The sequence below is a fragment of the Microcoleus sp. AT9b-C3 genome (assembly GCF_036705485.1).
Lineage (GTDB): Bacteria > Cyanobacteriota > Cyanobacteriia > Cyanobacteriales > Microcoleaceae > Microcoleus.
This window is the reverse complement of the sequence record NZ_JAUBUR010000001.1, coordinates 350,212-363,000: the sequence shown is the minus strand read 5'-3', so window position 1 is coordinate 363,000 and position 12,789 is coordinate 350,212. Positions and strand designations below refer to the sequence as shown.

Genomic DNA, 12,789 nt, shown 5'->3' with positions numbered 1-12,789 from the left:
ATAATATATTCATGACGATTGCAACTTCCAAAAAAACTTCTCCTGATTGGCCTGTCATAGGCTTTATGGCCTTTCTGCACATCGGTGCTTTATTTGCTTTGCTGCCCGGTAACTTTAGCTGGTCTGCGGTTGGGCTAGCAGTCTTCCTGCATTGGGTAACAGGTGGTTTAGGAATTACTCTCGGATTTCACCGCCTCGTCACCCACCGCAGTTTTCAAACACCGAAATGGCTAGAGTATTTTCTAGTTATTTGCGGTACCCTTTCCTGTGAAGGTGGCCCGATCGACTGGGTAGGAATGCACCGGTTACACCACATACATTCCGACACCGAAACAGATCCCCACGATTCCAATCAAGGCTTCTGGTGGAGCCACATGGGCTGGATGCTCTCGGATCTGCCCATCAGAGTTGAAATCCCCCGCTTTACTAAAGACATCGGCGACGACCCAGTATACAAGTTTCTCCAAGCATATTTTATCCCCATCCAAGTTGTCTTCGGTGTGTTGCTTTATTTATTAGGCGGCTGGTCTTTCGTGGTTTGGGGCGTGTTTATGCGGATCGTGGTGGTGTTCCACTGCACTTGGCTGGTTAACAGCGCTACCCACAAATTCGGCTACCGCACCTACGAGTCGGGCGATCGATCGACGAACTGCTGGTGGGTTGCCCTGCTCACCTACGGCGAAGGCTGGCACAATAACCACCACGCCTTTCAATACTCGGCTCGCCACGGTCTCCAATGGTGGGAAATCGACTTCACCTGGATGACAATTCAACTTCTGCAAGCCCTTGGTTTGGCAACCAAAGTGAAATTAGCAGAAAAATAGCGATCGGCAATTAGTCATTGGTTGTCGGTCATCAGGTCTGGACTAATGGCTCGTGACCAATGCCTAATCCTGTTTTTGCGATCGGTATAGGTTGGGTTGAACAGAGATCGAACCGTCTGGTGCGATCGACCCAACCAAAACCAGAATCAGTTATAATATAATTGGGAACAAAAAATTTTGTTTGGCAGCCAAATTTTTTATTTTCAAAATACAACCGTAAATCTTTTTCAATCCTAATCCCAAATCTATCATTGATTCTTTATTAGTTTGGGCAAGTGTGCAGCAAAAAAGTTCACTGCTCAATCCAAACTATTATGCGTGAATCCCGGTCGGCATCTCATCAGAAATCAAAAAAAGAATGACAATAGCAACGCAAGAAAAACTTCAATACAATTGGAAGCACGTTATTAGTTTAGCAGGACTTCATATCGGCGCTTTGTTCGCCCTGCTACCAAGTAACTTCAATTGGACAGCAGTTGGTTTAACAGTATTTATGCACTGGATAACCGGCGGTTTGGGAATAACTCTCGGATGGCATCGTATGCTCACCCACCGCAGTTTTCAGACACCCAAATTCGTAGAATACTTTCTAGCATTTTGCGGAGCCCTTGCCTGTCAAGGAGGAATAATTGATTGGGTTGGGCTGCACCGATTGCACCACACCCACTCTGACCAAAATGCGATCGACCCTCACAATGCCCAACAGGGTTTTTGGTGGAGTCACATCGGCTGGATGCTATATAAAGGTCCAGCTCACGCTGAAATTTCCCGCTGCACAAAAGACATTTCGAGCGATCCATTTTACCAATTTTTGCAAAACTACTTTCTCCCGATGCAAATCGTGTTTGGCGTCTTGCTGTACTTAGCAGCAGGCTGGCCGTTTGTTGTATGGGTAATTTTTGTACGCTTAGTGTTGGTGTATCACTGCACCTGGTTTGTTAACAGCGCCACTCACAAATTTGGCTACCGCACTTACGAAACCGAAGATAGTTCTACTAACTGTTGGTGGGTTGCGGTTTTGACTTATGGCGAAGGCTGGCACAACAATCACCACGCTTTTCAATACTCTGCGCGTCACGGGATGGAATGGTGGGAAATTGACTTCACTTGGATGACAATTCAAGTTTTGGAAGCACTAGGTTTGGCTACTAAGGTGAAATTACCAGCAGCAAAATAGCAGCAGCAATTCATTCCTAGACGCAGAACCTCTGTAGGGTGTGAACTGCGTACCTTACCGCCTCAGAAACCCGGTTTCTTTTTTTGAGAAACCGGGTTTTTTGGTCAGTAAGTAATAACCAATGACTAATGACCAATGACTAACGAGCGCGTTTTTGCTCGCCCCGGCCACGCAAATATTCCGCTAAAAACGCCAATCCTCCCGAACCTACTATCAACAGCACGCTCAAAGCATTAATATCAGGTTTTACCCCAGTCCGAATCCGGCTAAAAATTTCCATCGGCAGAGTTGTAGTCCCGCTACCTGCGGTAAAACTCGCAATCAAAAAATCGTCCATGCTGAGGACAAAAGACAGCAGACAACCCGACACAATTCCGGGTATTAATTGAGGGAGCAAAACCTGAACAAAAGCCTCCACAGGCGTTGCACCCAAATCCAAGGCAGCCTCTTCTAAATACGGGTTTAAATCGGCCAATCTAGTAGAAACAGCTAGGGCGATGTAAGCCAGACAAAACACAATGTGAGCGGCCACAATTGTCCACAAACTCAGAGGAATAGCCAGCGCCGCTAAAAATACCAGAGTAGCAACCGCAGTGGCAATATCTGGAATAATAATCGGCAAGTAGGAGACTCCCTGATATAAACTCTTGCCTGGAAAGCGGTAGCGGGCTAAACCAACTGCCATCAAAGTGCCGAGTACAGCCGAGATTGCAACTGCACAAACAGCCACTGTTAAACTGTTTCTCAGGGCAACTAAAATCCGGGTATCGCTAAATAATTTAACGTACCAATCTAAAGTAAATCCTTCCCAACCGGCGCTAAAACGGGATTTGTTAAAGCTGTAAAATGTGAGTACGAGGATGGGCAGGTACATATAAAAAAACATCACAACGGCAAATATTACCTGCCAAGAAATCTTAAATTTAGGTTTTAAGTACATATCGGCTTGTATTTCCTCCTGTGGGTTTTCGGCTGTCTTTTCCATTTCTCGGTAATCGGTAATTGGTAATGGGCAATTGGTAATTGATTAGGATTGTTTTCTTCCTTCTTCCTTCTTCCTTCTTCCTTCTTCCTTCTTCCTTCTTCCTTCTTCCTTCTTCCTTCAACATCCTAAACTGCATTACGATCGCCATATTTGAGCAAGAGGGCAATTCCGATACTCACTGCAAAGATTAATACCATACTCAGAGCCGAACCCAGCCCCCAATTTTGAGTCGCCCCCAAAAACTGATTGTAAATCAAACGAGCAGCCGTCATACTAGAAGCTCCACCGAGCAACTCCGGATCGACAAAATCGCCCAAACAGCTAATAAATACTAGCAAAGAACCTGCAGCAATTCCCGGCATCGTCTGAGGTACTGTCACTTTCCAGAAAGTTTCCACTGGATTGGCGCCCAAATCCTGAGATGCTTCTAGCAACCTGCGGTCTAACTTTTCCAAAGAAGCGTAGAGAATGGTCACTATATAAGGCAAATAACTGTAAGCCATGCCGATTAAAACTGCGGAACTTTGATTAAGCAATTCTAGAGGAGGAATGCCTACAAGTGCCAGCACCGAGTTGAGGACCCCCGTAGGACGAAGAATTGTAATCCAAGCATACGATCGCAACAGCGAAGAAGTCCACAGCGGCAACACAAACCCTAACAAAGTTAAATTCCGCCACTTTTTCGATACATTGAGAGCGATCCAGTAAGCGACGGGAAATCCCAGCAGCAAACACAGAATAGTAGTCCCCGTTGCGAAAAAGAGCGATCGACCCATCACCTGTAAATTCAGCGGCTCAAACACTCGCAGGTAATTGCCGATTCCCGAAGGATTAACCAAATCTCCCGGCTTAATATTCGGCACCAAACTAAGCTGAAAAATCACCAAAGTTGGTATGACTAATAATAAAAGCAGCAACAAGCCAGAAGGGCCGAGCAATGTTAGTGGCCCAGCCCAAGCAGACCACGGGGAAACCGTTTCAGCCTTCAAAGAAGAATTGGGAGGAATAGGAGGGGGAGTTCTAGTTGAAACAGCCATAGAGCAATTTTTTTGAGTTTTTAACCGCTGAAGAACGCGGATTAACGCGGATATAATACGGATAGAGTGGGCTATCTCCTGTGCGGGGGCGGGTTGATGTAAATATTGGGTTAGAATAAGAGATTGCCTGTAGAACCCGCCCTCGGTTTGATGATTAGCCGCTGGTTAATTTAGTCCAATAGCGATCGTACACGTCTATAAATTTTCCTACCGGAGCAACACCTTCGCAATTTTTCAAAGTACCCTCAGAAGGGAAAAGAATTTCATTTTCGCGGACTTCCGGCGTCAGCAAACTAAAAGCATCTTCCGAAGGAGTTGAGAAACTGAGCCGTTCTACTAAAGAAGCAGCGACATCGGCTTGCAGCATAAAGTTAATCCACTTATAAGCTGCTTCTGGGTTGGGAGCACCTTTAGGAATTACTAAAGTGTCAGTCCACAGAGAAGAACCGCTTTTTGGCACAACATAGCGCAATTTGTCATTATCTGGAATTACCTCATTAGCATCAGAAGAATAACACATAGCTACTTTCAAATCCCCCGTCAGCATTTGCGGCCGCCAAGCATCAGTGGTAAAAGATGCGATCGCCGGTTTGAGTTCCACCAACTTTTCGTAAGCTTGTTTCACTTGCTCTGCGTTCGTAGAATTGAGAGAATAGCCCAACATCCGCAGCGCAGCACCCATCACTTCTCGAACATCATTTGCCAGCGTCATTCGCTTTGCTAACTCCTGTTTATGCTGCCACAAATACTCCCAATCTTCTGGCTCTTCTTTGAGTTGTTCGCTGTTGTAAATTAAGCCTGTGGTTCCCCAACTCAAAGGCACGCTGTAGCGGTTTCCTGGGTCATAAACAGGGTTTTGGAACTGTTTTTTGAGCCGATCGAGTCCGCCCAAAATCGAGTGGTCTAAAGGGGTCAACAGCCCCAGTTCCGTCATCTGAATCACCATGTAGTCAGACGGGTAAATGATGCTGTAGGCCCTGCCACCGCCAGCTTGAACTCTAGCCAGCATCGCCTCATTGGAGTCAAATACATCTGCAACCACGCGAATGCCGGTTTTTTCGGCAAAGCGATCGAGCAAAGCGTCATCGGTATAGCCTGCCCAAGTATAGATAAAAAGTTGGTCTGCCGAACCTTTGACGGGAGGAGCAGATTGTACGTCTGCAAGTCGCCAGCCACAACTCGAAAGAGCTAACCCGGAAATTGTCGCCGCCGAATTTTTTAGGAACTGACGGCGTGTAGAATTAGCCGGAAAAATCCTGGAAATTGGTAAGTTAGTCGGAGGCACAGTTCGATTTTAGATTTTAGATTTTAGATTTTAGATTGGGGAATTGGGGATTGGGAAATTCGATTTTAGATTTGAGAATTTGTAATAAGGAATAATTGGTAACGGGGAAATTCTCCCATTCTTCCTTCTTCCTTCTTCCTTCTTCCTTCTTCCTTCTTCCTTCTTCCTTCTTCCTTCGTTTCCCAATTATGCTCGATCGCCCAAAGCGAGACAATCAGTAGTTCCCCAGTAAGCGTAAATCGGCGTGTGCGGGTCTGGGAAAGAACCGCCAGTATTTGGCTGGCGTACAGTAATTTTATCGCCCGACGCCAACTCAACGACGTAATGAACGTGCGTTCCCATGTACATAGTATTTTTGAGCCGCCCTTCAAAACAGTTGACCGACACTTCCGGCTGGTAGAGATTCAAATATACTTTTTCCGGCCGAACGCTGACCACCACAGAGTCGCCTGTGACACCAGTCCACATATCCGACTGCTGAACGATTATTTTCAGATTCCCTGATGTGCGAACAGTGACAGTCGATCGGTCGATCGATTCTACCGTACCCGCAAACAAATTCGTATCGCCAATAAAATCCGCCACAAAAGCCGTCTGCGGGCACTCATAAATTTCTTCAGGAGAGCCAATTTGCTCAATCCTCCCCTCGTGCATCACCGCAATCCGGTCAGACAGACTCATCGCCTCTTCTTGGTCGTGAGTCACCATCACAAAAGTCAAACCCAATTCTTGATGCAAATTCGACAGTTCCAACTGCATCTGCTTCCGCAACTTCAAATCCAGAGCACCCAGAGGTTCGTCCAGCAGCAGAACCGCCGGTCGATTTACCAGAGCTCTCGCCAAAGCCACCCGCTGCTGCTGGCCGCCCGACATTTGACCGGGAAACCTGTTGGCGAAAGATTCCATTTTCACCAATTGCAAAACTTCCCGTACCCGTTCTTCAATTTCTGCTTTCCCCAGCTTTTTGATCCGCAATCCAAAAGCGATATTGTCCCAGACATTCATGTGTCCGAACAAAGCATAGCTTTGAAACACAGTATTTACCGGACGGCGGTAAGCTGGAGTGTTGGTCATCGACTGGCCACGAATCATCAATTCGCCCGCCGAGGGAGTCTCGAACCCAGCGATTAAGCGCAGCGTCGTAGTCTTGCCGCAACCACTGGGGCCGAGGATGCTAAAAAATTCTCCTTGGCGGATGTTGAGGTCAACTCCGCGAACTGCGGTTTCGCCGTTAAATACCTTAAAGACCTTGCGGAGTTCAACGTCAAGCGCTGTATCCGTTGCTGTCGTACCTTGGTTGAGTGCTGTCTGAAACATATTCGCCCTTTCCTGGGGGTAATGCACGCCACTTAAATACAGTTTAAGTTTAGACTTTTCTGTATTTTAGGTGAGGAATGTTGGATGTAACAGGTTTTGGGATTTGTTCTTTAAATTCTATCCCAGAGCGCACCATTGTCAGCAACAGGCTTCCCGGCCTGTTCCACAAGAAAATTCACTCTTTGTGGAACAGGCCCGAAAGCCTGTTCATAAAAGGCGTGTTGAGAATAGTACAGCATCTCAGAGCGCGCGGGCCATCTATTGATTCTCAGGACTTGGCGTCGGAGAGGGTTTTTGCGGTTTCTCTGTTTTCGGTTCTTCTGCTTTTTTCCACTCTGACAAAGGTCGCTGAGTGGCATTTTTAAAGTCAAAAGGTACTAGCAGCACGGGCAAATTTTCGGCTGAATTTTGAGCGGGCGCTTCCGGCGGATTGGCTTGAGCGTACAAGAAACGGCCGCTAAAGTCTGTTTTGCCTAAAACTAGGCGGTGAGTTTCCTGGTTGTCCAGTTTTACTGTGACTGTAGCTTGGGGTTGGTCGAGACCGAATTCTGGCAGTTGAGCAGCAGTAATATTAATCGTGCGATCGCTCTTTCCTGTTGCCAGCCTGTCTAGCAAGAAATCCACCGATGCCTGACTCGCGTGTGCTTGCACTGGCAATTTCATTTCCCAGCTAGACTTGCCTCCTTTTGTAGCATAAACTCGTTCAAAAGTCAAGATTTTTTCGGGAGTTTTGACTGTAAAGAATTGTACGCGATCGGAGTTAAAAGCAAAAATTTTCTGTTTTTCTTCCTTAGCGGCTTCCTGTTTCGGAGACACTTGCGTCTCGAACAAAGCAACCAGCCCAGTCATGCTCAACGCGACGGCTATCAATACTAATGTATTTTTCTGCAATTTCATAATAACTGGGAATTGGGCATTGGGAATTGGGCATTGGGAATTGGGCATTGTTGGCTGTTGACTGTTGATTAATGTTATTGGTTATTTGTTATTAGCCACAGCAAAGGATTAACAACTGACAACTGACAACAGTCAACAGTCAACTCACTTATCTTCTCTTCCACCATATAGCGCCACCAATTCCCAGCCCGAGTAAAGGCCAAATTAGCCAAGCTAAAACCAGCAATCCTACTTGAATAGCCGTCATGTTAAGGCGGCGGTTGGTAGCTTTTTTCGGACTAATAGAAAAACTTTGCTGGTCTGGTTTACTCAACCAACTGACTGAATTGAGAAACACGTCGCTATTGAGTTGTTGGTCAAACCAACCATTAGTCACAAATTGAGATGTGCCAATTACTACCATTCGCGATGTTTTGCCAGAGGCTGAAGGCGCAGAAGGAGTTGCGGTTGGACTGGGAGATGGTGTGGGAGATGCTGTGGGAGATGCTGCCGGTGTTGGTGGTGGCGAACTTTCTGCCGATTCTGTGGGAGATGCTGTGGGAGATGCTGCCGGTGTTGGCGAAGTCGTCGGTAATGCTGGAGGCGTAGCTTCTTGCGAGACAATCACTGAATAGCTGATTGGGGAAGCTGTTGGCGAAGTTGTCGGCGATGGGGAATCTGTCGGCGATGGGGAAGTTGTCGGCGATGGTGAATCTGTCGGCGATGGGGAAGTTGTCGGCGATGGTGAATCTGTCGGTGATGGGGAAGTTGTCGGCGATGGTGAATCTGTCGGTGATGGGGAAGTTGTCGGCGATGGTGAATCTGTCGGTGATGCTTGGGGTGAAGGCGATGCTTGGGGTGAAGGCGAGGGCGAAGTTGGTGTTGGTGAAGGTGAGGGCTTTAAGGGAGTGCCGTCAGTGGACGATCGAACTAAAGCTACACCTAATAATAGCGGGCCTTGTCGATCGGTCTTCTGATCGAACTCCAATTTCCTCGTCGTCAAATCACTTTCCGCCCAACTTTCCTGACTCGTCCAAATCAGAGGTTTTTCCTCTATCCCTTCTACTGGAGAAATTTCCAAAGCACGCGCAAACGGATAAAATGAAATACCGTTGCCAAAACTTTGAGTAATCGGATGTTCGCCGTAGCGCCTGACTGTGGGAACCGTGGGGCCCAGGCCAAATCTTTGACCAGTGCCCGAAGCATCAATGGCCAAACGGGCGTCTAGTTTGACGCCCCATTCTTGCAGCAATTTGTCCAATCCCGTATCAATTGCCGGGTCTACCATTAACAATAAACTGCCGCCGCGATCGAGATAAGCTCTTAGTGCTTTAATTTCTGTATCGGAAAACGGTTTGTCCTGCCCCGGAATGATTAAAGCATCTGCATCTTCTGGAACTTCTTTGCGTTCGGTCAAATTCAGCGTTTGGGCTTTGTAGTATTTATCTTTCAAAGCTTTTTCAGCTTGCTGAATTCCGCCTTGACCTTCCTGTATCGGGCGGGCTCCTTTGCCTTGCAAAAAGTAAACTGTAGCAACGCGAGTGCTCAGGATTTCTTCTAAGCCATTGGTCAGTTTTATCTCTGAAAGACCTTGATTTGGGTCGCTACCAAAAGCAGTGCCACCTTTTTGCAGAACTTGTTTTTTCTCGCCGGATTGCAGGTAAACTTCTCCGATGCTGGTAATGCTAAATTCCCGCGCTTTCCCAGGTTGGGCCTGCGGGTCAACAAACTCGAATTGGAATTTTTCGCCTCCCTCGCGTTTGTAGCTTTGCAGCAATTCTTTAATTTGGGGGTTTTGGATGGGGTCAAATACCCAAACTTTGACTGTTTGTTGCAGGTTTCGCAGTATTTGTTGAGTCTGCGGGGCGAGGGTAAATTGTTGGCTTTCGGTTAAGTCGATGCGGACGGGATAGCGAACGGCTATGAAGTTAATTACTCCCAGAATCACAAAGACGGCGAGGGTGGCAATCAGGGCGTTGGTGCTGGCTTGAGTGGAACGCTGCCCCCAAAAGCTTTGTTCGTAACTCAAATATAGCAGCCAAAGTGCGATCGTCACTGCTCCGGCAATAACTAAACCGACTGTCAGGGGGTCCCATACTCCAGATACACCTGCTGCTGTTACACCCGCTGCGATGAGGAGGGGGCCCAGCAAAAAAACATATTTCCAATTTGTTTTGCTAATTTTCATAAGGTAAATATTGAGGGAAAAATTTCCGGGTCGAGGATGTTATTCTATATCGCATTAGCCTGCAACCATGCTGTTAAATCTGACGGCTTGTTGAAATCCAGCACTGCATCTCCTAGTTCTTCTAATTCCTGTATACCTAATTGACGGATGCAGTTTTCGGTTTCCGGTTGTATTGTGCCTAAGCGCTTCACTAGCTGACGCAATATTAACGATAGTTGAGCACTTTTTGTCACCTGTTCTCTTGCTACATCTATGGCAATCTGCTGGTCTTGAATCCACAGTTCTTGCTTCTGCAATTCATTTAATTCTTGCTGAGTGAAGTTGTCCTCGCTGGCAATTCTAAAAGCTTTCTGAATTTCGGGAACTGCACTGAGTGTTTCTGGTACTGTCTCCAGATTGCTGGTATTTTCGAGAAAGTAAATCCATTGATCTGCGGCTGTTTCTAATTCTGCTAATTCCTTGCTAAATTTTGGCAGTTCGATAAATACTAATTCTATTTCAGTATCTGGAGACTCAAACTGTTGCTCTTTTTCTTGAAAAACGAACCGCGACATAAAGTCTGGCTGATTTTCAAACATTTCAAAGTCGGCAATTTTCAAGGAAATTACTGTTTTTAGTCTTTCGTAGCGTTCTTTTCCTGTTAATTGCTGGCTGTAGCTTTTGGCAGCGTTGTACAAAACTCTGTTCCCAAAGGAAGGCACGTTGATCAGTTGAATTTCAACTAGGGCGATTCGGCCGCCGTTAATTGTGGCTTTGACATCTAGGTGTGTGTCTTGGGTTGCGAGAGTTTGAGGTTCGGGTTGGGAGTCGATTATTTCTAAGTCTTCGATGACCGGCTGTGCTTCATAAAGGATGGCGTTTAAAAAATTAATCAGGATGTCTTTGCTGTCGCTGGAACCGAATATTTTTTTGAACGCAAAGTCGATTTTTGGATTGATAAATCTCATTATTTCAAGAAATTAGTGGAATAACTAACATTAATTGGGGATGGGGAATGGGCAATTGGGAATTGGGCATTGGGCATTGGGAATGGGGCATGGGGCATTGGGTATTGGTGGCGTTTCCTTTAAGGTGCAACTATCCAAATCTCCTACTTTCCCACTCTTTCCTCTTTATTCTCCGAAGCCTTCCCTGATGCTTTTAGGAACGCTGATATCGCAGCGCATCGATGGATTGGGCGGTCAGAAATACTCCTAAAATGATGTAACTGGCAAACATAATTAAACTGCTGGTATCGAAAACTCCCTTGACAAGATTGGTGTAATTTGTTAAGAGCGACAAATGTCCTAATGCTGTGCCGAAGGGGCCACCGATACTGACGGCTACTGCATCGATCACCCACAGAAATAATACTAGAGTGAAAGTGAGGATGGCGGATAAAATTGTGCTGTCGGTGAGGGAGGAAATAAACATTCCGAGGGACAATACTCCTGCTGCTAGTAAGATTAAGCCACCGTGTCCTAGCAGAAGAACTCCGGGGGGCACGGGTGGGTTTGAGGAACTGAGGGCGATCGCCTCGCAGAACAGCAGGGGCACCAACATGGTGGTATAAAATGTTAAAACGCCGAGGAGTTTGCCGGTAGCAACGGCCCAGTTTGTTAAGGGCGATGTGGCTAATAGTTCTAAGGTGCCGCGTTTGCGTTCTTCAGCGTAAAGCCCCATTGAGAGTGCGGGTAGTACGAACAAGGAAAGGGAACCCATTATTCGCAGGAAGAGTTGCAGGAATTCGTAGGCTACGTCGATGGGAGGTTCGGTAATTCCCATTTGATCTCGCTGGCCGATTTGAGGAATTAACCCGTCGGGGGCGAGGAGGATGGCTATTAAAAAGTAGCCGGTGATTAGCCAAAAGACTGCTGCGATGGCATAGGCTAATGGCGATGCAAAATAGCTTTGTAGTTCTTTGCGGTAAATGGCGATAATATTACTAATCATTACTAACCTTTAGGAATTGGGAAGGGGTAATTGGTCATTGGTAATTGGTTTATTCTGAGTTGCCTGCAGGTGGTGTTTCGCTGTCGTTGCTATCCTTTTGCTTCCTTTCTATTTGCCGCTTTTTGGTCATAGGCGACTGTTCGATCCGAGAATCGCTACTCGGTTGTGGCTTTTTTTTAAGTGGCCGATTTTTTACAAGTTGTTGGGATTCTGGTTGAGAAAGTTCGCTCGACTTTGGCGCATCTAAAATCGGTTGGGATTCTGGTTGAGAAAGTTCGCTCGACTTTGGCGCATCTAAAATCGGTTGGGATTCTGGTTGAGAAAGTTCGCTCGACTTTGGTGAATCGAAAATCGGTTCGGGTTCTGGTTGAGAAAGTTCGCTCGACTTTGGCGCATCTAAAATCGGTTGGGATTCTGGTTGAGAAAGTTCGCTCGACTTTGGCGCATCGAAAATCGGTTCGGGTTCTGGTTGAGAATAGTCGCTCGACTCTACCATTTGAACAATCAGCAGATTTTCGACAATCGGTTCTAGTTGAGGATGTTCGCTCGACTCTACCGTTTCTGAAACTTCTAGATTTTCGACAAGCGGTTCTGGTTGAGAATTCTCTAGCGACTCTACCGTTTCTGAAACTTCTAGATTTTGGACAATCGGTTCTGGTTGAGAATGCTCTAGCGACTCTACTGTTTCTACAATGAGCAAATTTTCGACAACCGGTTCTGGTTGAGAATAATCGCTCGACTCTACTATGTCTGAAACTTGCAGATTTTCGACTATCGGTTCTGGTTGAGAATGCTCGCTCGACTCTTGTGTTTCTACAATGAGTAGATTTTCGACAATCGGTTCTGGTTGAGGATTATCGCTCGACTCTTGTGTTTCAACAATGAGCAGATTTTCGACAACAGGTTCTGGTTGAGAAGGTTGGCTCGACTCTTGTGTTTCTACAATGAGTAGATTTTCGACTACCGATTCTGGTTGAGGATTCTTTAGCGACTCTTGTTTTTCTACAATTTCCAGAAAATCTGCCACTGGTTGCATTTCAGGTTCTAAATCGCTTATTTCCTCTGATGTTTCTGCAACTGGTTGGGATTCTGGTTGAGAATAGTCGATCGACTCTACTGTGTCTGAAACTTGCAGATTTTCGACTATCGGTTCTGGTTGAGAATAGTC

General features: G+C 46.3%; 12 protein-coding genes and 1 pseudogene. 2 read left to right on the top strand and 11 right to left on the bottom strand.

What is annotated here, in order from left to right; all coding sequences use genetic code 11:
* The first annotated feature begins 11 nt into the window (after nt 1-11).
* Together QUB77_RS01535 and QUB77_RS01530 are read left to right on the top strand one after the other, a co-directional pair.
* Entirely contained in the window at nt 12-824 is an 813-nt protein-coding gene (locus tag QUB77_RS01535; protein WP_333169856.1) for an acyl-CoA desaturase, read from the top strand.
* A 358-nt stretch (nt 825-1,182) separates the two neighbouring features.
* Nucleotides 1,183-2,001, top strand: a complete 819-nt coding sequence (locus QUB77_RS01530; RefSeq protein WP_333169854.1) for a fatty acid desaturase — start codon at nt 1,183-1,185, stop codon at nt 1,999-2,001.
* A 139-nt stretch (nt 2,002-2,140) separates the two neighbouring features.
* On the opposite strand, the gene QUB77_RS01525 is transcribed toward QUB77_RS01530, so the two are convergent.
* From QUB77_RS01525 to QUB77_RS01475, 11 genes and pseudogenes are all read right to left on the bottom strand, one after another.
* Complete coding sequence (locus QUB77_RS01525) at nt 2,141-2,941, bottom strand: ABC transporter permease (protein WP_445251704.1); 801 nt, start codon at nt 2,939-2,941, stop codon at nt 2,141-2,143.
* Nucleotides 2,925-3,110, bottom strand: a complete 186-nt coding sequence (locus QUB77_RS01520) for a hypothetical protein (protein WP_333169851.1) — start codon at nt 3,108-3,110, stop codon at nt 2,925-2,927. Before QUB77_RS01520 ends, QUB77_RS01525 begins: the two co-directional genes overlap by 17 nt.
* Nucleotide 3,111: 1 nt before the next feature.
* Nucleotides 3,112-4,023 (bottom strand): ABC transporter permease, encoded by a 912-nt coding sequence (locus QUB77_RS01515; RefSeq protein WP_333169850.1) that lies wholly within the window; start codon nt 4,021-4,023, stop codon nt 3,112-3,114.
* Nucleotides 4,024-4,177: 154 nt separating this feature from the next.
* Nucleotides 4,178-5,308 carry a spermidine/putrescine ABC transporter substrate-binding protein gene (locus tag QUB77_RS01510; protein WP_333169849.1) on the bottom strand — a complete coding sequence of 377 codons (1,131 nt, stop codon included), beginning with the start codon at nt 5,306-5,308 and terminating at the stop codon, nt 4,178-4,180.
* 16 nt (nt 5,309-5,324) lie between these two features.
* Complete coding sequence (locus tag QUB77_RS01505; protein ID WP_333169846.1) at nt 5,325-5,522, bottom strand: hypothetical protein; 198 nt, start codon at nt 5,520-5,522, stop codon at nt 5,325-5,327.
* Complete coding sequence (locus QUB77_RS01500) at nt 5,495-6,625, bottom strand: ABC transporter ATP-binding protein (protein ID WP_333169844.1); 1,131 nt, start codon at nt 6,623-6,625, stop codon at nt 5,495-5,497. The genes QUB77_RS01505 and QUB77_RS01500 overlap by 28 nt, the downstream gene beginning before the upstream one ends.
* Nucleotides 6,626-6,883: 258 nt before the next feature.
* Entirely contained in the window at nt 6,884-7,570 is a 687-nt protein-coding gene (locus tag QUB77_RS01495; RefSeq protein WP_333169842.1) for a DUF4340 domain-containing protein, read from the bottom strand.
* Nucleotides 7,571-7,670: 100 nt separating this feature from the next.
* Nucleotides 7,671-9,689: a Gldg family protein gene (locus tag QUB77_RS01490; protein ID WP_333169840.1), complete on the bottom strand. Its 2,019-nt coding sequence runs from the start codon at nt 9,687-9,689 to the stop codon at nt 7,671-7,673.
* Between the two features lie 44 nt (nt 9,690-9,733).
* Nucleotides 9,734-10,636 carry an Rpn family recombination-promoting nuclease/putative transposase gene (locus tag QUB77_RS01485; protein WP_333169838.1) on the bottom strand — a complete coding sequence of 301 codons (903 nt, stop codon included), beginning with the start codon at nt 10,634-10,636 and terminating at the stop codon, nt 9,734-9,736.
* Nucleotides 10,637-10,829: 193 nt separating this feature from the next.
* Nucleotides 10,830-11,621 (bottom strand): ABC transporter permease, encoded by a 792-nt coding sequence (locus QUB77_RS01480; protein ID WP_333169836.1) that lies wholly within the window; start codon nt 11,619-11,621, stop codon nt 10,830-10,832.
* 49 nt (nt 11,622-11,670) lie between these two features.
* Nucleotides 11,671-12,789: pseudogene (locus QUB77_RS01475) on the bottom strand (ATP-binding cassette domain-containing protein); the annotation flags it as partial.

Coding starts and splice junctions, on each gene's coding strand:
- QUB77_RS01525 (WP_445251704.1), bottom strand. CDS start 2,941: ATGTACTTAAAACCTAAATTTAAGATTTCTTGGCAGGTAATATTTGCC.
- QUB77_RS01490 (WP_333169840.1), bottom strand. CDS start 9,689: ATGAAAATTAGCAAAACAAATTGGAAATATGTTTTTTTGCTGGGCCCC.
- QUB77_RS01495 (WP_333169842.1), bottom strand. CDS start 7,570: ATGCCCAATTCCCAATGCCCAATTCCCAATGCCCAATTCCCAGTTATT.
- QUB77_RS01520 (WP_333169851.1), bottom strand. CDS start 3,110: ATGTTGAAGGAAGAAGGAAGAAGGAAGAAGGAAGAAGGAAGAAGGAAG.
- QUB77_RS01530 (WP_333169854.1), top strand. CDS start 1,183: ATGACAATAGCAACGCAAGAAAAACTTCAATACAATTGGAAGCACGTT.
- QUB77_RS01485 (WP_333169838.1), bottom strand. CDS start 10,636: ATGAGATTTATCAATCCAAAAATCGACTTTGCGTTCAAAAAAATATTC.
- QUB77_RS01480 (WP_333169836.1), bottom strand. CDS start 11,621: ATGATTAGTAATATTATCGCCATTTACCGCAAAGAACTACAAAGCTAT.
- QUB77_RS01500 (WP_333169844.1), bottom strand. CDS start 6,625: ATGTTTCAGACAGCACTCAACCAAGGTACGACAGCAACGGATACAGCG.
- QUB77_RS01515 (WP_333169850.1), bottom strand. CDS start 4,023: ATGGCTGTTTCAACTAGAACTCCCCCTCCTATTCCTCCCAATTCTTCT.
- QUB77_RS01535 (WP_333169856.1), top strand. CDS start 12: ATGACGATTGCAACTTCCAAAAAAACTTCTCCTGATTGGCCTGTCATA.